Raw genomic sequence first — 24,250 nt, 5'->3', positions numbered from 1 at the left:
GAAGAAGAAATGGCAAAGGAAAAAATAAATTTTGAAGACGAACAGGTAAGACTGCGTTACAGACATACGACTTCACATATCCTGGCACAGGCTGTCAAGAAGCTGTGGCCGGATGCGAAGCTGGCGATCGGACCTGCGATAGAGAACGGATTCTACTACGATTTCGATATGGAGCACAAGCTCAATGACCAGGATCTTCTCAAGATCCAGAAGGAAATGAAGAAGATCATACAGGCGAATTATCCGCTGGAAAGATTCGAACTGCCTAGAGAAGAAGCGATAAAGTTCATGGCTGACAAGGGCGAGGACTACAAGGTAGAGCTGATCGAAGATCTGCCTGAGGACGAGACCATCTCATTTTATCAGCAGGGAGATTTCGTCGATCTCTGTGCCGGACCTCACATGGAAAAGACAGGACAGATAAAGGCTGTAAAGCTGCAGAGCGTGGCAGGTGCATACTGGAGAGGTGACTCGAACAGACCTATGCTGCAGAGGATATACGGAACATGCTTCCCTAGCCAGCAGGAGCTCGATGACTATATCGCCAAGCTCGAGGAGGCAAAGAAGAGAGACCACAGAAAGATCGGAAAGGAAATGGATCTGTTCGCGCTTTACGAAGAAGCACCGGGATTCCCGTTCTTTATGCCTAAGGGTATGATCATAAGAAACGAGCTCGAAAGCTTCTGGAAGAGCGAGCACAGAAAGAGAGGATACGAGGAGATCAAGACTCCTCTCATCATGAGCGAGCAGCTCTGGAGGACTTCAGGACACTGGGATCACTACAAGGACAACATGTACTTCACGAAGATAGACGGTGAAGACTATGCGATAAAACCGATGAACTGTCCGGGCTCACTGCTCGTGTACAAGAGAAAGATGTGGTCATACAGAGACTTCCCTATCAGGATGGGAGAACTCGGACAGGTGCACAGACATGAGCTTTCAGGCGCGCTGCACGGACTGATGAGAGTAAGGACATTCACTCAGGACGATGCGCATATCTTCATGCTGCCTGAACAGATCAGAGACGAAGTCATCGGCGTGGTGAAATTCATCGATGACGTTTACAATATGTTCGGATTCACATACCATATCGAGCTTTCCACAAGACCTGAAGACTCGATGGGAACCGACGAGGAATGGGAAACTGCAGAGACAGCACTCAGAGAGGCTATGGAAAGCATAGGAGTGCCGTTCGTCATCAATGAAGGAGACGGCGCATTCTACGGTCCTAAGCTCGACTTCCACCTGGAAGACTCGCTCGGCAGGACATGGCAGTGCGGTACTATCCAGCTCGACATGCAGATGCCGCAGAGATTCGATATCACATATGTAGGCCCTGACGGTGAAAAGCACAGACCTGTAATGATACACAGAGTAATATTCGGATCGATAGAGAGATTCATCGGTATCCTCATTGAGCACTTCGCCGGTAAATTCCCGCTCTGGCTCGCACCGGTACAGGTGAAGCTGCTCACAGTGACAGAGAAGTTCACAGACTATGCTCTCGAAGTGGCTAAGAAGTTCGAGGACGCAGGTCTCCGTGTTGAGGCAGATATAAGAAACGAAAAGATCGGATATAAGATCAGAGAAGCCAGAAACGAGAGAACTCCGTACATGTGCATCATCGGCGAGAGAGAAGTCGAAGCCGGAAACCTGACTGTAAGATCCAGCAAGGCCGGCGAGCTCGGCGAGATGACTCCTGACGAACTGCAGGCAAAGCTGCTCAGGGAGATCGCGGACAAGAGCATATAGGCGTGATTTACAGGATAAGAGATCATCGATATGAACAACAACAGTTTTAACAGCGGCATGCCTCCGTACGGCGGAGGCGCCGGACAGCCGCATCCTGAGTATCATGCAGCACAGGATGCATGGCATGGAAATACGAAAAAAAGCAGGAACAAGGCGCTGATAATAATAGCCTGCATCATCGGCGGGCTGCTGCTTCTGGGAGGCATCATCGCATTTATGGCGTCGATGTCATCCATGATAGGCAGTGCCGGAGATGTCAGCGGCGCAGCATCAGTGAGAGGATCTCATGTCGGAGTACTCTATGTCGAAGGAACGATAAGTGAGAGCGACGATACGTACAACCATCAGTTTGCGCTCGACGCGGTGCAGGGCATGATGGACAACAGTGACAATGAGGCGCTGATGCTTTATGTGGATACTCCGGGCGGAGGAGTATATGAAAGCGATGAACTGTATCTGAAAATAAAGGAATATCAGGAGACCACCGGGCGCCCCGTATATGCGTATTTTGCATCACAGGCGACTTCCGGCGGGTATTACATATCGGCGTCTGCCGACAGGATCACTGCAAACAGAAACTGCAGGACGGGATCGATCGGAGTGACGATGGGCACGCTTTACGATGTGTCAGGTCTGCTGGAGAAGTACGGTATAAAGGCGGAGACGATAACTTCCGGAGAAAACAAGGCGATGGGAAGCATGACATCGCCGCTTACCGATGAGCAGAAACAGATATTCCAGAGTATGATAGATGAATCGTACGAGCAGTTTGTCTCGATAGTGGCCGACGGCAGAGGGCTTGACACAGACTATGTCAAAAGTATCGCTGACGGCAGGATATACACTGCGAAACAGGCGGAATCCGTAAAGCTGATCGACGGCGTGGTGGATACATACGACGATGCCGTGAACGATATGATAGAGGAATTCGGGCTTGAGCACTGCGATATCTATGAGTTCAGATATCAGCCGCAGGCAAGTCTGCTGGACGGACTGGTGCAGAGCTTCGACAGGTTTGCCGAGGCGTTTTCTTCAGGCAGTGACATAAGCGCGCTGGAGAAGATCATGGAAAATAACAGTGAAGTCAGACTGCAGTATATGTGCAGGGAGATCAGATAAATGAAAAAAAGATCGAGAGCGATATTTACATTCATGACAGCCGTTATTTTGGCGGCTGTCACAGTTTTTACAGCTGGTTTTCAGGGCAGTGAAGCATATGGAAAAACAGATGATAAAGTGACCGGTACGGATACCGTATCGGTCGTTTTTACACATGATATGCATTCGCATATGGATAAGGACAGGGTGCAGAAAAAAGGCCAGGTAGTCGAGATCGGCGGCTTTGCAAAGCTGAAGACAGCGATAGACAGTGTAAAGGCGCAGTATCCGGATACATTCCTGCTCGATGCAGGCGATTTTTCGATGGGTACGCCGTACCAGACGATATTCTCCGAAGAAGCTTCGGAGATGAAAATGATGGGTTTTCTCGGATTCGAGGCGACTACGCTCGGAAATCACGAGTTCGACTACAGAGCGGCAGGGCTGGCATCGATGATGAATGCCGCAGCGGCAGATGACAGCACACCGGCTATGCTGATCGCGAACATAGACTGGGAGGCGACGCTGGCCGACGAGGAGCTCAGGGACGACGCGCAGCTGCTCAAAGATTCGTTCGACAGCTACGGTGTGAAGGATTATATGATTATCGAGCATAACGGGATAAAAGCGGCAGTGTTCGGGATAATAGGCGAATCTGCAGTGGATTATGCGCCTGAGAGCGGACTGCTCTTCAAGGATCCGAGAGAGACGGCGGCAGAGGTCGTCGAAAAGATAAAAGCTGACGAGGATGCTGATATCATAATATGTCTGTCGCACAGCGGCACAGTGGAAAATGAGAAAGACACGCTGGAAAAGACGGAGGACTATCTGCTGGCGGAAGAGGTTCCGGACATCGATCTGATAATCAGCGGTCACACTCATACCGTGCTTGGAGAGGCTGTTAAGGTGGGAAATTCATACATAGTTTCATGCGGCAGCTATAACCGCAATGCAGGACATATCACTCTCAAGCGCGGCGATGACGGCAGGTACGAGCTTGCGTCATACGAGCTGATACCGCTGGACGAGAGTATCGCAGGAGACAGCTCCGTAGATGAGCAGCTCGGCTATTACCGTTCGCTGGTAGATGAAAAGTATTTCAGCGGATACGGATACAGCGCAGATCAGGTGCTCGCATACAACGATATCGACTTCCCATCGATAGAGCAGTTCGGACTTAAGCAGGGTGAAGAGCCTCTCGGGGATCTGATCGCTGACTCATACAAGTATGCGGTAAATGAAGCGACCGGGGAAACACCTGACGTGACCGTGGTGCCTCACGGAGTGGTGCGCGGCAGCTTCCTTAAGGGTGATATCACGGTGACAGATGCATTCAACGTGAGCTCGCTCGGTTATGGAAAGGACGGCAGTGCCGGATATCCGCTGGTCAAGGTGTATCTGACGGGCAGGGAGCTCAAAGCTGTGGCAGAAGTGGATGCAAGTATTTCGGATTTCATGGGCGTCGCAAGACTTTACTGTGCGGGACTGGAATATTCCTGGAACCCTCACAGACTTATACTGAACAGAGCGGTCGACGTAAGCTTCAATGATGGAGAAAAGACTGAAGAGATACAGGACGACAGGCTATACAGCGTTGTAGGAGATCTGTACTCGTGTCAGATGCTTGGAACGGTAAAGAGCAAGTCTTTCGGGCTGCTGAAGATCGATCCGAAGGATGAGAACGGTGAACTGATAGACGATTTTGAGGAGCATATAATAAACGACGGAGACGGCGAACTGAAGGCATGGTATGCACTCGCATCGTATATCGATTCATTCGAAGGAGACATAGTGCCTGATTATTACAGCACGACTCACGATCGCAAGACTAAGATCGACAGCCGTGACATTTCGGATCTGTTAAAACAGCCGAACAACGTTTTTGCGCTGGTTTCGTGCGTGGCATCGGCTCTGGTGATCCTGACCGTGATCATAGTCATTTTTGTCAGAAGGCGCAGACACAGGAAAGCTGCGGCGAAGGACGAAGCCTAGAAATATGGATGGCAGATAGTGCAGGCGCTGCAGCTCTGCTGCCGCAGTGCCGTTAAATTTTATCTTGACACATAAAAAAACAAGTGGTAGTATATCAACATATTAATACTAAACTGAAGACGAGGAAGTAAAACTGAAAAACGGTTTCTCAGAGAGTCCGGGGCGGTGGGATCCGGGCAGATGCAGTTTCAGTAAATGGGCCTCCGAGGGCAAGGTGAAAAGTGCTTTGTAACGCAGCTGTAAATACTGCAGATGCGCTTAGTAGCTGAGACGCGATGCCGGCGTAACGGGCAAAGAGTGTGATAGCACTCTGCAGAGAGAATGCATTTTGCATTAAACAAGGTGGTACCGCAGGCATACGCTTGTCCTTGAGTTAGGACAGGCGTTTTTTTATAGCAAAGGAAATTTCTCATAGAGAAATGACGAAGCTTCAGAGAAGTCTGCTGCTGATCAGAATTCGGCGAAACAGACTTTTTATGCGCGACCCGCAGATTTGCAGAAGTGTGACATGTAGTAACGGCGTAAAAGCCGGAAGATAATCGTAAAGGAAAGGAGAGCGCAGTATGAGGCTGCGCGAAGGAGAGGAAATGAAAAAGAAAAGTTTGGCGATCGTAATGGTACTGCTGATGATGGTATCGATGATGTCAGTAGTTATGACAGGCTGCGGGAATTCAGGCAGCAGCGATGGGGATACGATAAAAATAGGTATCGTACAGCTTGTTGAGCATACATCACTCGACCAGATAAGAGAATCGATCATAGCTCAGCTCGAAGAGGAAGGCTATGTCGATGGAGACAACATCGAGATCAATTATCAGAATGCGCAGAATGAGCAGTCGAATCTCAAGACTATCTGTCAGGGATTCGTTGCAGACAAGGTAGATATCATCGTGGCTATCACGACGCCTGCAGCACAGGTTGCTATGAGTGAGACAGATGAGATCCCTATCGTGTTCTCGGCAGTTACAGATCCGGTTGCGGCAGAAGTCGTTTCAGATATGGAAAAGCCGGGCGGAAACGTTACAGGAACATCGGATGCTATATCAGTTGAAAAGATAATGGGTCTTGCAGAAGAGATCACACCGGGATTCAAGACAGTGGGAGCTCTTTACAACTCTAGCGAAACCAACTCGGTAGCAGCAATCGAGGCACTCAGAGAATATGCAGCTGAAAATTCACTCGAACTCGTTGAATCAGCGATAACAAGTGCAAACGAGATCCAGCCGGCAGCTCAGAACCTCGCTAAAAAGTGCGACATCGTGTTCTCGCCGACAGACAATACGGTAGCTTCATCGATAGCAACTGCAAACAAGGTATTCATCGATGCAAAAGTTCCGTTCTATGTAGGTGCTGACTCCATGGTAAAAGACGGAGGATTCGCAACATACGGAGTAGATTATGAATATCTCGGACAGGAAACTGCAAAGATGATAGTAGAGATCATCAAGGGCGCTGATCCTGCAGAAATGCCTGTAAGAACGATGGATGAGATGGCTATGTACATCAACAGCCAGACTGCGGCCGACATGGGAATAAAGATTCCGCAGGATATTCTTGATAAAGCAACAGACTTAGCAAAGGAAGATTTATAAAATGTTAATAGTCACATTACTTGAAGCATTAGAACTGGGTCTTATATATTCGATACTGGCGCTAGGCGTATTCCTGTCATTCAGGACGCTCAACACGCCGGATCTGACAGTCGACGGCAGCATCGTTACAGGTGCTGCTGTTTCGGCTGTAGTGTGCAGCCACGCGGCAGGCATGGATCCCGCGGTACAGACGCTGGTATGCATCATCGGACTGGTGCTGGCATTCATTTTCGGCATGGGCGCAGGCGCGATAACGGCTCTGCTCAATACGAAGCTCAAGATACAGCCTCTTCTGGCAGGTATCCTCGTGATGCTGGGAATATATTCGATAAACCTCAGGATACAGGGAAAAGCAAATATCAACCTAAACAGTGCGCCAACCATTTACAAGAAGATGGCGGAAGTCATGCCCGGTTTCAAATGGAGCTCGATCGTGCTGGGTGCGCTGATCGCAGCCGTTGTGATAGTGCTCATGTTCGGATTCCTCAAGACTAGAAAGGGCTTTGCGCTGAGAGCGACCGGAGATAATGAAGATATGGTAAGAGCTGCAGGTATAAGCAGCGACAATATGAAACTCCTGGGACTTTCCGTATCGAACGGACTCGTGGGTCTTGCAGGCGGAATGCTCGCACAGTACCAGGGGTATTCAGATGTAGGCATGGGTACCGGTATGGTAGTCATAGGCCTGGCATCTGTAATAATCGGTGAAGTGCTGTTCGGAACTGGCAGCCTGATGAGAAGACTGATAGCTGTGGCTCTCGGCGCTGTAGTGTACAGGATGGTCATCGGTGTGGCGCTCTATCTGGGAATGCCTCCGACAGATCTCAAGCTCGTGTCGGCTGTCATCGTAACGATCGCACTGGCAATGGGAATGCTGGGAGAGAACTTCTCATTGAGAAAGAAAAAAGCAAAGGGAGGTGAGAAGAATGCTTAAGATAGAACATCTCACCAAAGTGTTCGGAAAGGGCACGATAAACGAGATGAAAGCGCTGGATGACGTGAATTTCCACGGAAAACCCGGCGATTTCATAACTATAATCGGAAGCAACGGCGCCGGTAAATCGACACTGATGAATTCTATCGCAGGCGTTTTCCCTGTGGACAGCGGCCGCATAGAAATAGACGGCAAAGAGATCTCGGGACTGCCGGAACACAAGAGAGCAAAGCTGATAGGGCGCGTTTTCCAGGATCCTATGAAGGGGACTGCGTTCGATATGACTATAGAAGAAAACCTGTCGATCGCGTATAACAAGATGCGAAAACGCGGATTCCAGGCAGGAATAAACAAGGCGGACAGAGAGCTTTTCAGGGAAAAGCTCACGCTTCTCGGGATGGGGCTCGAAAACAGGATGAAAGAGAAGGTAAGACTTCTGTCCGGCGGGCAGAGGCAGGCTCTGACGCTGTTCATGGCAGTGATTGCCGAACCGAAGCTGCTTCTTCTCGATGAGCATACAGCAGCGCTGGATCCGTCAGCGGCCAGAAAAGTCCTGGAGCTTACTGACTATTTTGCGAAGAACAGCGGGCTGTGTACCATGATGATAACTCACAATATGAAAGCTGCGCTCGAGCACGGCAACAGGACGATCCTGATGCAGGGAGGGCAGATAAAGATGGATATAAGCGGTGCGGAGCGTGACAGCATGACAGTCGAGAAGCTCGTGGAAAAATTTGAAATAGACAATGACAGAATGCTTCTGTAAAGGTCGTCCGATACTGTTGTAAAAGTTGTCTGATACTGTATTTACATTATCCCTGTCAATAAGTATAATAATAAGGATGCGTAAAAAACAGGAGTGACTGCAGTCGGGGAACAGATCGTATGGAGGACAGCTATGAAGAAACTTGAACAGAGAGAATGGGCATTCATCGACGATATTGTTTATTTCATCCACAATGATGATGATTTTTTAAACGAGAGAAAGACGCTGCTCTCGTATATATACCAGCTGATACCGAATAATTTTTCGGTATTTCATCTTGCGGATATGTCAGGAGAGCATCTGCTGGCACATCCTGTAGTTTATGTGCAGGGTGAGGAAAACGGGGCAAGCCATGAGCAGATCGACGCGATAAACCGCTACATAGACGAATACGAGGAAGAGGATTTCGGCAAATGGATAATGCTGGTCGGGAAAAGAGATGTATACAGAGAAATGGATCTCATAGACGATGATGAGATCCGTACGACAGGCTATTTCAACGATACGTATGCGGCGTTCGATGTGAAGTACAGCATGCAGGTGATAAGTGCCTACGACAAGAAGTTTCTCGGTGCGATAGTGCTGGGGAGAAGTACGGAGCAGGGCGATTTCAGCGACAAGGAACTGTACATGATGGAACTCATCAACAGGCATCTTAGTCTGAGGCTTCATCACGAATTCCGGAAATCGAGAGGCGCGGGCAGTGATTCCGGCGCGAAGCTCGAGGATCGCATACATGGTATCGCAGAGCAGTATTCCCTGACGAAAAGGGAGACTGAGGTGGTATTCAAGGTGGTAAAGGAAGGCATGACTAACAGTGAGATATGTGAATCACTGTGCATAGCCGATCATACACTCAACAAGCACCTGATAAACATTTACAGGAAATGTGACATAAACAGCAGAGTGGCGCTGATACACAAGGTGATATCGTAGCGGCACGGTCTGTATAATGGATTCAGAACGATGCAAAAGCGCACAGCTTGGTAATGTGCGCTTTTTACATATGTAAAGCGCTATCTTTCATCAAGTCTTCACGGTGTTTTGCTGTTAATTTTTCATGATAGATGATATACTATAAAAACGGAATTTTTTTGTATTAACAGGATCGGAGGTATACGATTGAGACGTAACTTTGATATTTCTTTTATAATACTGATAGCGATACTGCTGATGAACTCGCTAAGGAGCGGGGCGTTCGCACATCCGCTGCAGTGGCTTATGAGCGAACTGATACTGCTGCCCGGGATCATAGTAGGACTTTCCTTTCATGAATATGCGCATGCGAAGGTGGCATACAAGCTGGGAGATCCGACTCCTAAGATGCAGGGAAGGGTGACGATAAACCCTCTGGCGCATATCGATCCGGTAGGGCTTGCAGCACTGCTGTTCGCAGGTTTCGGATGGGGCGTGCCTGTACAGATAAATCCTGCCAATTTCAAAAACAGGAGACGTGACGAACTGTTCGTTGCACTGGCGGGTGTAACGATGAATCTGCTCGTAGCGATCGTGTTTTCGATGATAGCGAAGATACTTTACATGACGGTGCCGGGATTCCTGTCGGGCAGTGTCGGGTACATCCTGTGGCAGATCATAATATGTGTGATAAGGATAAATCTCGTGCTGATGGTGTTCAATCTGATACCCTGCCCGCCGCTTGACGGATTTTCAGTGGTCACGGAGCTGTTCAACATCAGACATACGGAGCTTTACTGGACTATTTACAGATACGGGAACTGGATACTGATCGCACTGATAATATTCGGAATAACAGGCATGATCATCACACCGTGTGTGAATTTCATGTACAGTCTGCTGTGGAGCTTTATAATTTAGACAGGGATATTTGACATGGATTATTTGGATAAACTCAACAAAAAACAGAGAGAAGCGGCTATGCATACTGAAGGGCCGCTTCTTATTCTGGCGGGAGCCGGAAGCGGCAAGACGAGCACGATGACTCACAGGATCGCATATATGATACTGGAGAAGCATGTCGATCCGTACAATATACTTGCGGTGACATTCACAAACAAGGCTGCGAAAGAGATGAAGACGAGAGTCGAGGAACTGCTGGGAGGCGGACTGAGCTCCTGGATCATGACATTCCACTCGGCATGCCTGAGGATACTCAGGATGCACGCCGAAGTGCTGGGATACGGCAGGGATTTTACCGTATATGACCCGACAGACCAGAAGACACTCGTTAAAAACATAATAAAGGAACTCAATATAGACGGCAAACGCTACACGCCGTCATATTTTCTGGGAATAATCAGCAAATGCAAGGAGAACCGCATATCGAGCGAGGAATACACGAATATCTTCGGCGATGATATCAAGGACAAGATGACAGCGAGAGTGTACGGCAGCTACGAAAATACGCTCAAAAAAAACAATGCGATGGATTTCGACGACCTGCTTCTCAATGCAGTGCGCCTTTTCGAAAAGGACGAAGCTGTGCTGCTGAAATATCAGAACAGGTTCAGATACATAATGGTCGATGAGTACCAGGATACGAACAGACTGCAGTACACATTCATAAAGATGCTCGCAGAGGCGCACAATAACATATGTGTGGTCGGCGACGACGACCAGTGCATATATCAGTGGAGAGGTGCAGATATAAGGAACATACTGGAGTTCGAAAAGGATTTCAGAGATGCGAAAGTCGTGAAGCTCGAGCAGAACTACAGATCGACATCGACGATACTCGATGCGGCTCATTCGGTGATAGAAAACAACAGAGGAAGAAAAGCGAAGAAGCTGTGGACCGACAACGAGGAGGGCCATAAGATCGTGTATTTTCGCGCTGAAGACGAGAGAGACGAGGCGTATTTCGTGGCGAGCGAGATCAACAGGATGAAGTCATCATCGCATCCGTACAGCGACTTCGCGATACTGTACAGGACGAATTCACAGTCACGAACGTTCGAAGAAGCATTATCAAGGCGCGAGATACCGTACAGAGTGCTCGGCGGACTGAGATATTACGACAGAAAAGAAATAAAAGACATAATGTGCTATCTGAGGCTGATACAGAATCATGCCGACGATCTGGCGCTCATGAGAGTGATAAACGAGCCGAAGCGAGGCATAGGCGGCAAGACCGTGGAAAAGCTCAGGACGCTGGCATCAGTCAGGAACGAAAGTATTTTTGACGTTCTCGGCGACATGGAAGTGATATCTTCGCTTTCGTCGAAAGTTTCGAGAAATATAGAAACTTTCAGGGAGCTGATAGATGCGTACAGCGGTGAAAAAGACGATATGAAGATCTCTGATCTTTATGACGGAGTGCTTGTGAAGTCCGGCTATCTCAAGGCGCTGGAGGATCAGAACACGCTCGAGGCGGAGAGCCGCATAGAGAACCTGCTGGAGTTCAGATCGGTTATTTACGATTATGAGAAAGAGGATCCGAATATCACACTGGCGGAGTTCATGGAAAGGATCGCGCTTCTTGCCGAGGTGGACAATCACGACGCGGATGAGAATGCGGTCGTGATGATGACTATGCACAGCGCCAAGGGTCTGGAATTCCCGTTCGTGTTCCTGCCGGGCATGGAAGACGGACTTTTCCCGGGATGGCGCGCATTCGACAGGGAAGACGGACTCGAAGAGGAAAGACGCCTGTGCTACGTGGGAATGACGCGTGCAAAGGAGCGGCTGTGGCTGACGAGTGCGGAGCGCAGGACTCTTTACGGCAAGACTGATTATACGCGAGAATCTCAGTTCCTTCGCGAACTCGACAAGAAGCTGATAGAGGGCGATGCGGTATTCGAGAAAAAGAAGCACAACGCAGACGGCATGTTCACTGACGGGATAACCGAAAGCCAGCCGTTCAGGCCGTTCGATCAGCTGAAATATGCAAGGCAGCAGGTGAAGAAAAACGTGGGTGCGGCTTCTGACGATTTCAGTGCGGGAGAGCTCGTATCTCATCCTAAATTCGGTAAAGGCGAGGTCGTTTCATGCGACGGCAAGATCGTGACAGTGAAATTCGGCGATGGAACGAAAAAGCTCGCCGTGGGATTCGCACCGCTGAAAAAGCTCTGATGCAGGGTCCCGTGAGAGGATAAAAGAAGAGGTGTATCACATATGGAAGACAAGCGAAAACTCATCGAGGAGAAAGTAGCATTCCTTAATAAAGCGGCGAAAGCCTACTATCAGGAAAACCGGGAGCTGATCACTAATCAGGAATACGACAGCCTGTATGACGAGCTCGAGAAACTGGAAAAAGAGACCGGGATAGTGCTTTCCTCGAGTCCGACGGTAAATGTCGGGTATGAGGTGCTCAGCGGACTGCCGAAGGAACGTCATCCGTCTCCGATGCTGTCTCTGGACAAGACAAAGGAGATCGACGCGCTGCGCGGATGGCTTGGCGATCATGAGGGACTGCTTTCATGGAAGCTCGACGGCCTCACGACGGTGCTCACATATGAAAACGGCAGGCTCGAAAAAGCGGTGACGAGAGGCGACGGCATCACGGGCGAGGTGATAACCAGCAATGCCAGAAAGTTCGAGAACATACCGCTGGAGATACCTGAAAAGGGCACAGTCACTGTTAGAGGCGAGGCAGTGATAAGCTATGCTGACTTCGAAGAGATAAACAGGACGATAGGCGACGCGGATGCGAAGTACAAGAATCCGAGAAATCTCTGCAGCGGATCTGTAAGACAGCTAAACAACGAGATAACGGCTCAGCGCCACGTGAAGTTCTATGCGTTTTCACTGGCGGAAGGCGGCGCCGGACTTGAATACAGACATCAGCAGATGCAGTGGATGTACGAGCAGGGCTTCGATACGGTCGATTATGTCAGAGTCACTGCGGCAGATATAGAGGATGCGGTGAACGGATTCGAGGAAAAGATCGCGGATTTTCCGCTGCCTTCCGATGGACTGGTGCTGATATTCGACGATATAGAGTACGGCAGATCACTGGGATCTACTGCAAAGTTCCCGCGCGATTCCATAGCTTTCAAGTGGAAGGATGAGATGAGGGAGACTCATCTGCGGCAGGTGCTGTGGAATGCATCGCGTACCGGACTCATCAACCCGATCGCGGTGTTCGATCCGGTGGAGCTGGAGGGCACTACAGTCAGCAGAGCGTCTGTTCACAATCTCAGTATAGTCAGGGAGCTGCAGCTCGGTATCGGTGACGAGATAAAGGTGTATAAGGCTAATATGATAATACCGCAGATCGCAGAGAATCTGACGAAGAGCGGCAGTCTGAAGCCGCCGGAGAAATGTCCTGTGTGCGGGACCGGCACTGTGATAAAGGACGACAGCGGCGTGGAGACTCTGCACTGTCCTAACAGTGCGTGTCCGGCCAAGCGGATCAAGTCGTTCACACACTTTGTGAGCAGGAATGCGATGAACATCGAAGGATTGTCGGAGGCTACGCTTGAAAAGCTAGTTGATGAAGGCATGGTCAGAGAATTCGCTGATCTGTTCGATATGGAAAAATGGAGAGATCGCATAATAACGATGGACGGTTTCGGCGAGAAATCATTCGAAAACCTGCTGAAGTCAGCGGAAAAGGCGAGCCGGACAACGCCTGCGCGTCTGCTCTTCAGCCTGGGTATACCGAACATAGGCGTCGCGAATGCGAAGATGATCGCGCGTGAATGCGATGACGACTGGGAGAAGATCAGCAGCCTCACCGAAGAGGAGCTCGTGTCCATAGACGGTATAGGCGAAGTCATGGCGAAAGCGTACGTTGAATTTTTCCACGATGAAGAGAAGAAACGACTGATCGATGACCTGCTGGACAGGCTGCAGCTCGAGCGGGAGCCTGACGAAGGACGAAGCGAAAAGCTCAAAGGACTCACCTTCGTGATAACCGGGAAAGTGAAGCATTTTGCAAACCGCGATGCAGTGAAGGCCGCAGTGGAAGCTGCGGGAGGGAAGACGTCGTCTGCGGTCAGCAGCAAAACGGACTATCTCATAAACAATGATATAACGTCGGGATCGTCAAAGAACAAAAAAGCCAAAGAGCTCGGCATCCCGATCATAACTGAAGAAGAATTTTTGAAGATGACAGAGGAATGATACTATGCTTAAAACAGGGAAATTAGACAGTGATCTGCTGAAGAAACTCGTATTTGACAAGATAACATACAGAAGCGACGATGTGAAGGTGAGGCCGGGTATCGGTGAGGACTGCGCGGTAGTGGACTACGGAGATTATGAATGCATCATGTCGACTGATCCGATAACTGCGGCGGTGAGCGATATCGGCAGACTTTCGATACACATAACATGCAACGATATAGCTTCAAACGGAGTGCAGCCTCTGGGTATCATGCTGGCTGTGATGCTGCCGGAAGGCACGCAGGAGCAGGATGTGGAGCATATCATGGGACAGGCTGCGGAGACAGCCGGAAGCCTCGGAGTCGAGATAATCGGAGGACATACGGAGATAACGCCGGCGGTGAAGCAGCCGGTCATAGTGTCGACGGCGATAGGCAGAGCTCTCGCCGGCCATTCGCAGAGCGGCAACGACATGTCCGAAGGCGACTACATCATGATGAGCAAGTCGGTCGGTCTCGAAGGCAGCGGGATAATCGCGTGCGACTATGAGAAGCAGCTCGAGGATGTGCTGACAAAGGAAGAAATAGATCGTGCGAAATCATTCCTTGATCTTGTAAGCGTGGTGCCGGAGGGCGTCGCTGCAGGAACTGTAGGAACGCACGGCATGCATGACGTCACGGAAGGCGGCATCATGGGAGCTGTGTGGGAAATGTGCCAGATCGCTCATAAAGGTGCAGAGATCTGGGAGGATGAGATCCCTGTGGAGTCTGAGACGGAAAAGATCTGCAGGAATTTCGATATCGACCCTATGCGCCTGATATCCAGCGGATCCATGGTCATAGTGACGCCTGAGGACAAAAAGGACGATATGCTCGCAGCGATGGGAAAGGCCGGAGTCAGATGCACTGTCATAGGCAGGATAAAGGACGAGAGCTTCGGTATAATGAAGACATGCGGAGGTGAGATCTCCGAAGTTGATCCGCCGTATGCCGACGAGCTTTACAAGGTGGTCGGCAAATAGCGCCGGATTATGATCGCGAAAAGCCTTGACGAAGATCGATAAAAATAATATAATAATACAGATAAATTGCCTTTTGATGGTTCCGCTTGCATGGTTTGGGTCCTGCGCAATAGGACGCCGTGAACCTTGTCAGGTCCGGAAGGAAGCAGCAATAAGCGGAAGCTCTTATGTGCCGCAGATAAGCCTTCTCCTACGCCTGCGGAGCTTTCAAAGGGCAATTTATTATTTTTGTGATGATTTGAACAGTCGTCAGCAAAGTTGTTTTGAGAGAGGGACAGTATGTATACAGCATTGTACAGAGCTTATCGCCCGGAGGTGTTCGATGAGATACTCGGGCAGGAGCATATCGTAAAGATACTTAAAAACCAGATAGCGACCGACAGTACAAGCCATGCGTATCTGTTCTGCGGGACGAGAGGTACCGGCAAGACGACTACGGCGAGGATACTGGCAAAGGGGCTGAACTGCATAGCCGAAGAGGGCGGAAGACCATGCGGCAGGTGCAGCGTGTGCCGCAGCATAAAGGAAGGCACATACCTCGATGTGATAGAGATAGATGCCGCGTCGAACAACGGTGTCGACAATATCAGAGAGCTTCGGGAGAGCATAAAGTATCCGCCGGCATCGGGCAGGAAAAAAGTTTATATAATAGACGAGGTCCACATGCTGTCTTCGGGGGCGTTCAATGCGCTGCTCAAGACGCTGGAGGAGCCGCCGGAATACGTGGTGTTCATACTGGCGACTACGGAGCCGCAGAAGCTGCCGGCAACGATACTGTCAAGGTGTATGAGACTTGATTTCAGGCGAGTGCCGGAATCTGTGCTGATAAAGGGCATGGCTGACATATGCGCGAAGCGGTCGATAGACGTGTCAGAGGACGCGCTGCGTATCATAGCGGCAAATGCCGACGGATCGGTCAGGGACGGCCTCAGCATACTGGATCAGTGTATAGCGGGCGGTGAAAGTATTGTGGGAGCAAAGGATGTGCTGGAGTTCCTCGGTGCATCGGGCGAAGAGACTTTTACTGAGCTCACGGATCTTGTCAGAAAAGGAAAGACTGCAGATGCGCTGATACTGACGGATCATGTGCTGTCGGACGGCAAGGATGTCAGGCAGTTCATGCGTGACTGGGTGAATCACTACAGGAATCTGCTGATGGCGAAGTTCATCAGGGATCCGCAGGATGTGATAAACATGTCTGTGGAGAATATAGACAGGATAAGGAAACAGAGCGCCAGCATCGAGCTGGCTGATATAAACCGCGGGATACTGGAGCTTTCGCAGACTATGCGCGAGGCTAAATGGTCGACGCAGCCGAGGATACTTCTCGAGCTGGCAGTTGTTAATCTGTCATCTAATCTGAGAAGTGCGGCGGGAAGCGGGTTTGCGGCGCCGGCGGCGCCACAGGTCCAGATGCCGGCGCCTGCGCCGGCAGTCAGCGCAGCATCTGCTGCGCCAGCGGGCATACCGGATACAGCGGGACGTGCTCCTGATGCGAGAACAGAACCAGGTGAAGACCTTTACAAAAAAAAGAATGCAGATGAAACACCGGACGCGGCAGCGCGGGAAGTGCCTGAAAATGAAGCGGCGGGAAACGGTGCGGAGGGATTCGATCTGGATGAGCTATGGAAGGCTGTGTTTGAGGATGGCGAAGCGGCAAAGGGCAGTTTCTATATAATCGGAAGCGGCGGACACCTTGCATCGGTCGGCGAATATGACTTCACTGTCGTTGCGGATTCGGAGCCGGTCAAGCGGCATGCGGAGAAGAACAGAGAGCTGCTGGAGTCGCTGATGGAGAAGCATACGGGGAAACGCCGTACTATGAACATCACGCTTGCAGGAACTGAGGTATCGGTGCGCGGGATGTCGGTAGAGGATATGGCCAGGGAGGCGGAGAGCGTTCTTGGCATAAATGTTGAAATAAAGTAACTGATATTTGGAGGAGAAATCATGGGAAAAGGAATGAGAGCGGGCAAGAAGCCTAAGGCGCAGGGCATGGGAAACATGCAGAAACAGATGCAGCAGATGCAGGCTATGCAGAGGAAGATCGACGCGCTGCAGGATGAGATAAACGAAATGGAGACGTCGGCGTCTTCAGGCGGCGGAGCGGTAACTGTCGTTGTGACAGGCAAGAAAGAGATAAAAGATGTCCAGATCAAGCCTGAAGTAGTGGATCCTGACGATATCGAGATGCTGCAGGATCTCATAATGGTAGCTGCTAACGAAGCGCTGAGACAGATGGAGGAGATCTCGAGCAACGAGATGAACAAGCTGACTGCAGGTCTTGGAATACCGGGACTCTAAAATGAAGTATTATGCAAAACCGCTGAACAGGCTGATAAATGAACTTTCCAGGCTGCCGGGCATAGGCGGCAAGACCGCGCAGCGGCTCGCTTTTCACATACTGTCGATGGATGAAAAATCTGCGATGGAGCTTGCGAATGCGATAAGCGATGCGAAAAAGTCGATGACGTACTGCTCGGTCTGCGGCAACCTCACGGATACGGATCCGTGCGCGATATGTTCTGACGACAGCCGCGACAAGAGCACGATATGTGTAGTGGAGAGTCCCAAGGATGTGGTAGCCATGGAAAAGATAAGGGAGTACCGGGGGTACTACCATGTACTGCACGGCGCTATTTCGCCGATGGACGGGATCGGACCGGATGATATCAATCTCAGGTCGCTGATCGTAAGACTTCAGGATGAGGCGGTGAAAGAGCTGATAATAGCGACTAACCCTAACATTGAAGGAGAGGCGACAGCCATGTACATAGCGAGGCTGATCAAGCCGTCGGGTATAAAGGTGACCAGGATAGCTCACGGGATCCCTGTTGGCGGGGATCTGGAATATGCCGACGAGGTGACTCTGCTCAAGGCAGTCGAAGGCAGGAGAGAGCTTTAATGTTTGTCTGGCCTGATGCCGCTCTGATATATGAAGACATACTGAAAAGTGCATAAAAGTGAATTGAAAGGCGATGAGAATCGTCTTTTATTTTTTGTAAAAAACGATCTCTTATACTGTTTTAGTGTCGAGCGGAGGAAAAATAACACGAAAACAACTAACTTGACACTAAACATGCACGTAGTTGCTGTGTTCGTTTGAATAAACTGAAAGTTGTTGAAATGTTTTTTCTGAATGTTTAAAATGATACCTGTAATTGTTACTATATATTGTTTATTAAGGAGGAAAAAATGAGTCAACAGCAGAACAATCAGGTCGCTGATACAGGCGAACACGGATTGAAAAAGCATGACATCAAAGTCTCGACAGTAGTATTCATGATATTCTGTCTGGTAGCTGCAGGCTGCTACGGTATCGAGGAAATGATCCCTGAATGCGGTCCGGGACTGACGATAATCATGCTCTGCGTACTGCCTTTCGTATGGGGACTGCCTTTTGGTCTGGTAGCTTCAGAGCTGGGTTCAGTACGACCTCAGGAAGGTGGTTATTACAAATGGGTGCAGGAAGCCTTTGGCGAGTTCTGGGGTTTCCAGGCAGGATGGTGGAGAACTATCTCCATATACATCGACAATACACTTTATGTTATACTGGCAGGCGGCTACGCTGCATCGAGATGGGATCTCGGAAGTGTAGGTGAATTTGCCATAAAGGCACTGATGATAATCGTGTTTACATATATCAATGTACGCGGAGTAAAGGACGTAGGTATCGTAAGTACGATATTATCGATCCTGGTAATGGTCGCTTTCGGTCTCGTTGCCATATGCGGATTCATGAACTGGGGCGGCGGTACGGATATATCGTTCCAGATCACGGCTGAGCCTGCAGAGGGAATCGGCGACTGGTTCTTCTACATAGCAGGAGGTATCTCGATCGGCATGTGGATGTACTCAGGATATGAATCGATGTCAACTATCGCAGGAGAGGTCGCAAATCCTCAGGTAATACCTAAGGGAACTATGCTTACTGTACCTCTCATCATGGCAGTATATATCCTGCCTACTATCGGTGGGCTCGGTTCACTCGGACAGTGGGAAAACTGGGGAACAGAAGCCGGAATGGTAGGATATGCAGATGTATGCGAAACATTCTGGGGCCCTGCGATGGGCGTGTTCTTCGTACTGGTTGCTATCCTCGCACAGTGCTCGATCTACAATACATACATAGCATCAGGTTCGAGAGGATTCTTCTCTCTGGCTGATGACTATCTCGCACCGCCGATCCTTGTAAAATGCGACAAGAAGCACGGCGTACCTTATGTAGCTGTACTGTCGGTAGGTATCGTGAACCTCATTCTGTGTATGCTTCCGTTCGGATTCATCATCGTACTGGACGTATGCCTGCTGGTTGCTTCGTATATCATGGTATATCTTTCAGCTATGGTGCTCAGAAAGAAGATCCCTGCAGACGAATACAAGTTCAAGGTTCCCGGCGGATTCGGATTCCTGGCGCTCATATGCATCGTGCCTATCTGCGTAGCGATATTCGCATTCTTCATCAACGGTTCGGACTACTATCTGGGCGGAATGATAGGAATAATTTCAGGTCCTATACTCTACTTCATCTGGAGAAGGATGTACGGCGGACTTACGAAGAAGGATCCTGTTGCTTATCCGCTCAATCCTAAGACTGGTCTCGGTGTAGGAGATACGAGAAAGATGGCATTCCTGTTCTTCCTCATGACTGTCATGAACGTGATAGCATGCGTATTCATGCCTTGGTATGAAGGATGGGGAACTGCAGATGCATGGGAGTCGAGTGACTACTTCGACGGAATACTTTCAAATGTAGATGTGGATTCTATCGTAGGCGTTATCGGAACAGGTCTGCATATACTCACTGCAGTATGCGCAGTAGCATGCATCGTTCTGTACTTCGTTTCAAAGAAGGTAGAGCCTGCAAAGAAAAAATAGGCTTTCGGGAACAGCTTTTAAAACGCAAATAAAGACCAAATAGATACAAAAAACGCAAGGAGACCGGTACAGTGGCCGGTCTCCTGTTTTGTCAGAAATCGCACACGGAGTAGCGTGATTCAGATGTGTATGCGCGTGTTTCTGCGATGGAAACGATGCCGGTTTATGGCAAAAATCCATCCTGGCGGAAAACTAGATTGTCTTGATTTTTCAACGATTTTGCTGAGTTTCTGAATTATGTGCAAAATAATTTTTTAGATTATTCTGTATATTCGTTTTAGCTTGATTATTACACATACATATATGTATAATAAACGTGTTAATTTATCTCACCAGTTATATTTTTATTAGGAGGATTGTATGGGCACTATACTTTTTCTTATTGGTTTTCCAATAATTATTGCCGTGATTCTTTTAGTAAGCAAAGAGGATAAAGTCAGAGATGTTGTGGTAAAATTTGCAGCTCTTGTAATCGCTGCCGCAGCTATCTTCGTGGCTGTCCAGTATTTCAAATCGGGCGGAGACACATTCGAGCTCCACTACGAGGCTATAAACTATGTCATGATGGCTATAGAAGCGCTCCTTGCGCTGTATATCATCATAATAGGTATCAAGCATAAGAAATACCTGGCATCACTTTTTGCTGTGATTCAGACTCCATTGATCATGTGGTTTGAACTTACTAAGGGTCACAGCATTGAAGTCCAGAACAACATGTATGTTGACAGACTTTCAATGATCATGATCTTGATCATAGGAATTATTGGTTCGTTGATAACAGTTTATGCGCTGGGTTACATGAAGGATTTCCAGCATCATCACGCAGATGAAAAGGACAGAAGACCTTGGTTCTTCTTCGTAATGTTTATATTCCTTGGCGCGATGGTCGGTCTGGTAACTTCAAACAACATGATCTGGATGTATTTCTTCTGGGAAATCACCAGCCTTTCATCATTCTGGCTCATCGGCTTCACAAAGACGAAGGAAGCTACGAACAATGCGTTCAGAGCTCTGATCATGAACCTTCTCGGCGGTCTCGGATTTGCCGTAGGTATCGTTATTCTCGGTCAGGTGTTCGGAACTATAGAACTGAGCACTATGCTCATGATCGGATCGGTATATGGCGGAGTGGTTGCGATCCCTGCTGCATTCTTTGCATTCGCAGGCATCACAAAGGCGGCTCAGATGCCGTTCAACAGCTGGCTGCTCGGCGCTATGGTGGCACCGACACCTACATCGGCATTACTTCACTCGTCGACAATGGTTAAAGCCGGTGTATTCATGATAATAAAGCTGGCTCCGGTACTCGGAATGAGCAACTTCGCAGGAATCATGACAATGATGGTCGGAGGTATCACATTCCTGATGGCATCGTTTGCGGCTATTTCGCAGAGTAACGCCAAGAGAGTGCTGGCATATTCAACTATAGCAAATCTCGGACTTATCGTAACATGCGGTGGTATAGGCACAGCTGAGTCTGTATGGGCAGGCGTCATGCTGATCATATTCCATGCTGTTACAAAGTCACTGCTGTTCTTATGCGTGGGAACTGCAGAACACAATATCGGAAGCAGAGATATCGAGGACATGGATGGTCTCTTCGTGAGAATGCCTAGACTGGCAGCATTCATGATGATCGGTATCGCAGGAATGTTCCTGGCTCCTTTCGGTATGCTCATTTCAAAGTGGGCGGCAATGACATCATTTGTAGATTCAGGAAACTTCATCCTCGTAGGGATAATCTGTTTCGGAAGTGCCGTGACAGCATTCTACTGGATCAAGTGGATGGGTAAGCTTTCAGCTATCGTTGCAAATGAAAAGAACATACAGCAGGATGTACATAAGGAAGAATGGTTCGTTCAGGGAACGCTGGTCGGACTTACTATCGTGGTATGTCTCATATTCCCTGTCATTTCGATGTACATGCTCGTTCCTTATCTTGAAGGCGTATTCGGAGGCCTCGCATCGACAGTGCTTTCTTCAAACAACATGATCGTAATGGTTGTTATGCTGGTAGTACTGATTCTGATAACAGGATTCGGTTTCGGAAAATCGAAGAAAAAGATCGTTCCTATATACCTTGCAGGTGTAAACGAGGGGGACAACAGAACTTACCGCGGATCTATGGGTAAAGATGTATCGTTCACCCTTAGAAACTGGCATATGGAGAAATACTTCGGTGAAAAGAAGATGAACCTTGTAGGCGGCATACTGACGACTGCAATGCTGGTTATCGGTATAGGCATGATGGTCGGAACTCTTATAAGCCTGCTGACAGGAGGTGCTGCATAATGATTATTAAGACGATAATAGCTGTAATCGCATACCTGATCCTGGCTCCTTTCGTAGGAGGCTTCCTTGCAGGACTGGACAGAAAGCTTTCGGCAAGAATGCAGCGAAGAGTAGGTCCTCCTGTTCTTCAGCCGTTCTATGACGTGCTCAAGCTCTTCGAAAAGGAAAAACAGACTGTAACGAGAGTGCAGGATTACTATGTTCTGATTTTCGTCATCTTCGTTATGGCGTCAGGTGCGATCTTCTTCGCAGGAGGAGATCTGCTGCTCGTGATCTTTACGCTCACAGTGGCAAGTGCGTTCCTGATTGTTGCGGCATTTTCATCGAACTCGCCTTATGCACAGGTGGGAGCTGAACGTGAACTGCTGCAGATGATGGCATATGAGCCTATGGTTCTGATGACAGCGATAGGATTTTACATGTACTGCGGAAGCTTCGCAGTAAAAGATATCCTTGGCGGAGTATCGATGCCGTTCCTTCCGCTTATCGGTATATTCATCGGATTCGTATTCATCCTGACTATAAAGTTCAGAAAATCACCGTTTGACCTGAGTATGTCACATCACGCTCACCAGGAGCTGGTAAGAGGTCTTACGACGGAATTCTCAGGAAGAACTCTGGGATGGATCGAGATATCACACTGGTATGAAAACGTATTCCTGCTTGGTTTCGTATTCCTGTTCTTTGCCAACGGCACTGTATGGGGAACTGTTATCGGCGTGGTTGTTTGTCTGCTGACTTACTTCTTTGAAGTGCTCATCGACAACTGCTTCGCAAGAATGAAATGGCAGTTCGCTTTCAAATCGGCATGGATCGTGGCGCTCGTATGCGGCGTGATAAATATTTTCGTATTGTATCTGATAGTATAAAGGAGGTGTAGAAATGTCATATATTGCAAAATCACCATGGGTCATCCATTATGACGGATCCAGCTGTAACGGATGCGATATCGAAGTCCTGGCATGTCTTACACCTATGTATGACGTGGAAAGATTCGGTATCATAAATACAGGAAACCCTAAACATGCAGATGTGTTTCTTGTTACAGGATCCGTTAACGAACAGAATAAAGATGTTGTAAAACAGATATACGAGCAGATGCCCGAGCCGAAAGTCGTAGTGGCTGTAGGTATATGTGCGTGCTCGGCAGGCGTGTTCAAGCAGTGCTATAATATCTTAGGCGGCGTTGATACTGTTATCCCGGTAGATGTTTACGTTCCGGGCTGTGCAGCAAGACCGGAAGCTATCATAGACGGTGTTGTAAAAGGCCTGGCAGTTCTTCAGGAAAAGAGAGATAAGCTCAAGAATGCTGAAGACATAGAAGTGATCGCAGAAGAAGAGGCTGAAGAACTCGAAGAGATCGCTGAAGCAGGAGAGGAAGCTGCAGAAAAAGAAGCTGAAAAGGCTGAGGAAGCTGCAGAAGAAGAGACTGTCGAAGAAAAAGAAGAGACAGAAACTGCTGAGGAAGAGACTGCCGAAGAAAAAGAAGATACAGAAACTGCTGAGGAAGAAAAAGGAGGGGAAAACTAATGCGCGAAAGAGTAGATGTACCACAGAACTTCACGCCTGTAGAGCTTTCCCAGCTTTTGACGAAAGTTAAGGATTTAAAGGCTGAAGGATACAGATTCGGTCAGGCATGTGCAACTGTAGTGGATGATAAGATCGAAATCATTTACTCATTTGACAAGGACTACAGCCTGACGAATTTAAAACTGGTTATTTCACCGGAGGAAAAGGTTGAAAGTATAACAGGAACATACTGGCCTGCATTTATCTATGAGAATGAGATGCATGACCTGTTTGGTATCAAGTTCATGCATATGGAGCTTGATTATGAGGGCAACTTCTTCAAGGTTGCAGAACCTACTCCATGGAATCCGAAGAAATAGGAAAGG

The 24,250-nt window shown here is 48.8% G+C and carries 17 protein-coding genes, 1 other RNA gene and 2 pseudogenes; all 20 read left to right on the top strand.

The window, feature by feature from the left end; genetic code table 11:
- A pseudogene (thrS, locus tag OCV59_RS03915) lies at positions 1-1,755 on the top strand (threonine--tRNA ligase); the annotation flags it as partial.
- A gap of 30 nt (positions 1,756-1,785) precedes the next feature.
- The gene (sppA, locus tag OCV59_RS03910; RefSeq protein WP_147593205.1) at positions 1,786-2,874 is read left to right on the top strand and encodes a signal peptide peptidase SppA; all 1,089 of its coding nucleotides are present in this window, start codon (positions 1,786-1,788) and stop codon (positions 2,872-2,874) included.
- Positions 2,875-4,845 carry a bifunctional metallophosphatase/5'-nucleotidase gene (locus OCV59_RS03905; RefSeq protein WP_147593204.1) on the top strand — a complete coding sequence of 657 codons (1,971 nt, stop codon included), beginning with the start codon at positions 2,875-2,877 and terminating at the stop codon, positions 4,843-4,845.
- A gap of 587 nt (positions 4,846-5,432) precedes the next feature.
- Positions 5,433-6,437, top strand: coding sequence for an ABC transporter substrate-binding protein (locus tag OCV59_RS03900; protein WP_147593203.1), 1,005 nt, complete (start codon positions 5,433-5,435; stop codon positions 6,435-6,437).
- A 1-nt stretch (position 6,438) separates the two neighbouring features.
- Positions 6,439-7,371, top strand: a complete 933-nt coding sequence (locus OCV59_RS03895; protein WP_147593202.1) for an ABC transporter permease — start codon at positions 6,439-6,441, stop codon at positions 7,369-7,371.
- Complete coding sequence (locus tag OCV59_RS03890) at positions 7,364-8,137, top strand: ABC transporter ATP-binding protein (protein ID WP_147593201.1); 774 nt, start codon at positions 7,364-7,366, stop codon at positions 8,135-8,137. The genes OCV59_RS03895 and OCV59_RS03890 overlap by 8 nt, the downstream gene beginning before the upstream one ends.
- Positions 8,138-8,269: 132 nt before the next feature.
- Entirely contained in the window at positions 8,270-9,073 is an 804-nt protein-coding gene (locus OCV59_RS03885; protein WP_147593200.1) for a helix-turn-helix transcriptional regulator, read from the top strand.
- A gap of 186 nt (positions 9,074-9,259) precedes the next feature.
- The gene (locus tag OCV59_RS03880) at positions 9,260-9,973 is read left to right on the top strand and encodes a site-2 protease family protein (protein WP_147593199.1); all 714 of its coding nucleotides are present in this window, start codon (positions 9,260-9,262) and stop codon (positions 9,971-9,973) included.
- 15 nt (positions 9,974-9,988) lie between these two features.
- Positions 9,989-12,187, top strand: coding sequence for an ATP-dependent helicase (locus tag OCV59_RS03875; RefSeq protein ID WP_147593198.1), 2,199 nt, complete (start codon positions 9,989-9,991; stop codon positions 12,185-12,187).
- Positions 12,188-12,229: 42 nt separating this feature from the next.
- On the top strand, positions 12,230-14,182 hold the full coding sequence (gene ligA / locus OCV59_RS03870; RefSeq protein WP_147593197.1) for an NAD-dependent DNA ligase LigA: 1,953 nt from the start codon (positions 12,230-12,232) through the stop codon (positions 14,180-14,182).
- A 4-nt stretch (positions 14,183-14,186) separates the two neighbouring features.
- Positions 14,187-15,185 carry an AIR synthase family protein gene (locus OCV59_RS03865; RefSeq protein WP_147593196.1) on the top strand — a complete coding sequence of 333 codons (999 nt, stop codon included), beginning with the start codon at positions 14,187-14,189 and terminating at the stop codon, positions 15,183-15,185.
- A gap of 13 nt (positions 15,186-15,198) precedes the next feature.
- Positions 15,199-15,419, top strand: an RNA gene (gene ffs, locus OCV59_RS03860) — signal recognition particle sRNA large type.
- 45 nt (positions 15,420-15,464) lie between these two features.
- Complete coding sequence (gene dnaX / locus OCV59_RS03855) at positions 15,465-17,114, top strand: DNA polymerase III subunit gamma/tau (protein ID WP_147593195.1); 1,650 nt, start codon at positions 15,465-15,467, stop codon at positions 17,112-17,114.
- Positions 17,115-17,135: 21 nt separating this feature from the next.
- Positions 17,136-17,489: a YbaB/EbfC family nucleoid-associated protein gene (locus OCV59_RS03850; protein ID WP_147593194.1), complete on the top strand. Its 354-nt coding sequence runs from the start codon at positions 17,136-17,138 to the stop codon at positions 17,487-17,489.
- Position 17,490: 1 nt separating this feature from the next.
- Positions 17,491-18,090: a recombination mediator RecR gene (gene recR, locus OCV59_RS03845; RefSeq protein ID WP_147593193.1), complete on the top strand. Its 600-nt coding sequence runs from the start codon at positions 17,491-17,493 to the stop codon at positions 18,088-18,090.
- 290 nt (positions 18,091-18,380) lie between these two features.
- Complete coding sequence (locus OCV59_RS03840) at positions 18,381-20,063, top strand: APC family permease (protein ID WP_147593192.1); 1,683 nt, start codon at positions 18,381-18,383, stop codon at positions 20,061-20,063.
- A gap of 360 nt (positions 20,064-20,423) precedes the next feature.
- Positions 20,424-22,355 (top strand): NADH-quinone oxidoreductase subunit 5 family protein, encoded by a 1,932-nt coding sequence (locus OCV59_RS03835; protein ID WP_147593191.1) that lies wholly within the window; start codon positions 20,424-20,426, stop codon positions 22,353-22,355.
- Positions 22,355-23,224: a respiratory chain complex I subunit 1 family protein gene (locus OCV59_RS03830; RefSeq protein WP_147593190.1), complete on the top strand. Its 870-nt coding sequence runs from the start codon at positions 22,355-22,357 to the stop codon at positions 23,222-23,224. The genes OCV59_RS03835 and OCV59_RS03830 overlap by 1 nt, the downstream gene beginning before the upstream one ends.
- Before the next feature lie 13 nt (positions 23,225-23,237).
- A pseudogene (locus OCV59_RS03825) lies at positions 23,238-23,657 on the top strand (NADH-quinone oxidoreductase subunit B family protein); the annotation flags it as partial.
- A gap of 227 nt (positions 23,658-23,884) precedes the next feature.
- A complete protein-coding gene (locus OCV59_RS03820) occupies positions 23,885-24,244 on the top strand; it encodes an NADH-quinone oxidoreductase subunit C (RefSeq protein WP_147593188.1) in 360 nt (119 codons plus the stop codon).
- Positions 24,245-24,250: the final 6 nt, after the last annotated feature.

Source organism: Brotomerdimonas butyrica, from assembly GCF_025567305.1.
GTDB lineage: Bacteria > Bacillota > Clostridia > Peptostreptococcales > Anaerovoracaceae > Lentihominibacter > Lentihominibacter butyricus.
Note: the sequence above shows the minus strand (reverse complement) of the source record. Positions and strands in the feature narration are given on the sequence as shown.

Excerpts from the sequence above, each read along its gene's own strand:
- sppA (WP_147593205.1), top strand. The coding sequence starts at position 1,786 with ATGAACAACAACAGTTTTAACAGCGGCATGCCTCCGTACGGCGGAGGC.
- OCV59_RS03905 (WP_147593204.1), top strand. The coding sequence starts at position 2,875 with ATGAAAAAAAGATCGAGAGCGATATTTACATTCATGACAGCCGTTATT.
- OCV59_RS03900 (WP_147593203.1), top strand. The coding sequence starts at position 5,433 with ATGAAAAAGAAAAGTTTGGCGATCGTAATGGTACTGCTGATGATGGTA.
- OCV59_RS03895 (WP_147593202.1), top strand. The coding sequence starts at position 6,439 with ATGTTAATAGTCACATTACTTGAAGCATTAGAACTGGGTCTTATATAT.
- OCV59_RS03890 (WP_147593201.1), top strand. The coding sequence starts at position 7,364 with ATGCTTAAGATAGAACATCTCACCAAAGTGTTCGGAAAGGGCACGATA.
- OCV59_RS03885 (WP_147593200.1), top strand. The coding sequence starts at position 8,270 with ATGAAGAAACTTGAACAGAGAGAATGGGCATTCATCGACGATATTGTT.
- OCV59_RS03875 (WP_147593198.1), top strand. The coding sequence starts at position 9,989 with ATGGATTATTTGGATAAACTCAACAAAAAACAGAGAGAAGCGGCTATG.
- ligA (WP_147593197.1), top strand. The coding sequence starts at position 12,230 with ATGGAAGACAAGCGAAAACTCATCGAGGAGAAAGTAGCATTCCTTAAT.
- OCV59_RS03865 (WP_147593196.1), top strand. The coding sequence starts at position 14,187 with ATGCTTAAAACAGGGAAATTAGACAGTGATCTGCTGAAGAAACTCGTA.
- dnaX (WP_147593195.1), top strand. The coding sequence starts at position 15,465 with ATGTATACAGCATTGTACAGAGCTTATCGCCCGGAGGTGTTCGATGAG.
- OCV59_RS03850 (WP_147593194.1), top strand. The coding sequence starts at position 17,136 with ATGGGAAAAGGAATGAGAGCGGGCAAGAAGCCTAAGGCGCAGGGCATG.
- recR (WP_147593193.1), top strand. The coding sequence starts at position 17,491 with ATGAAGTATTATGCAAAACCGCTGAACAGGCTGATAAATGAACTTTCC.
- OCV59_RS03840 (WP_147593192.1), top strand. The coding sequence starts at position 18,381 with ATGAGTCAACAGCAGAACAATCAGGTCGCTGATACAGGCGAACACGGA.
- OCV59_RS03835 (WP_147593191.1), top strand. The coding sequence starts at position 20,424 with ATGGGCACTATACTTTTTCTTATTGGTTTTCCAATAATTATTGCCGTG.
- OCV59_RS03830 (WP_147593190.1), top strand. The coding sequence starts at position 22,355 with ATGATTATTAAGACGATAATAGCTGTAATCGCATACCTGATCCTGGCT.
- OCV59_RS03820 (WP_147593188.1), top strand. The coding sequence starts at position 23,885 with ATGCGCGAAAGAGTAGATGTACCACAGAACTTCACGCCTGTAGAGCTT.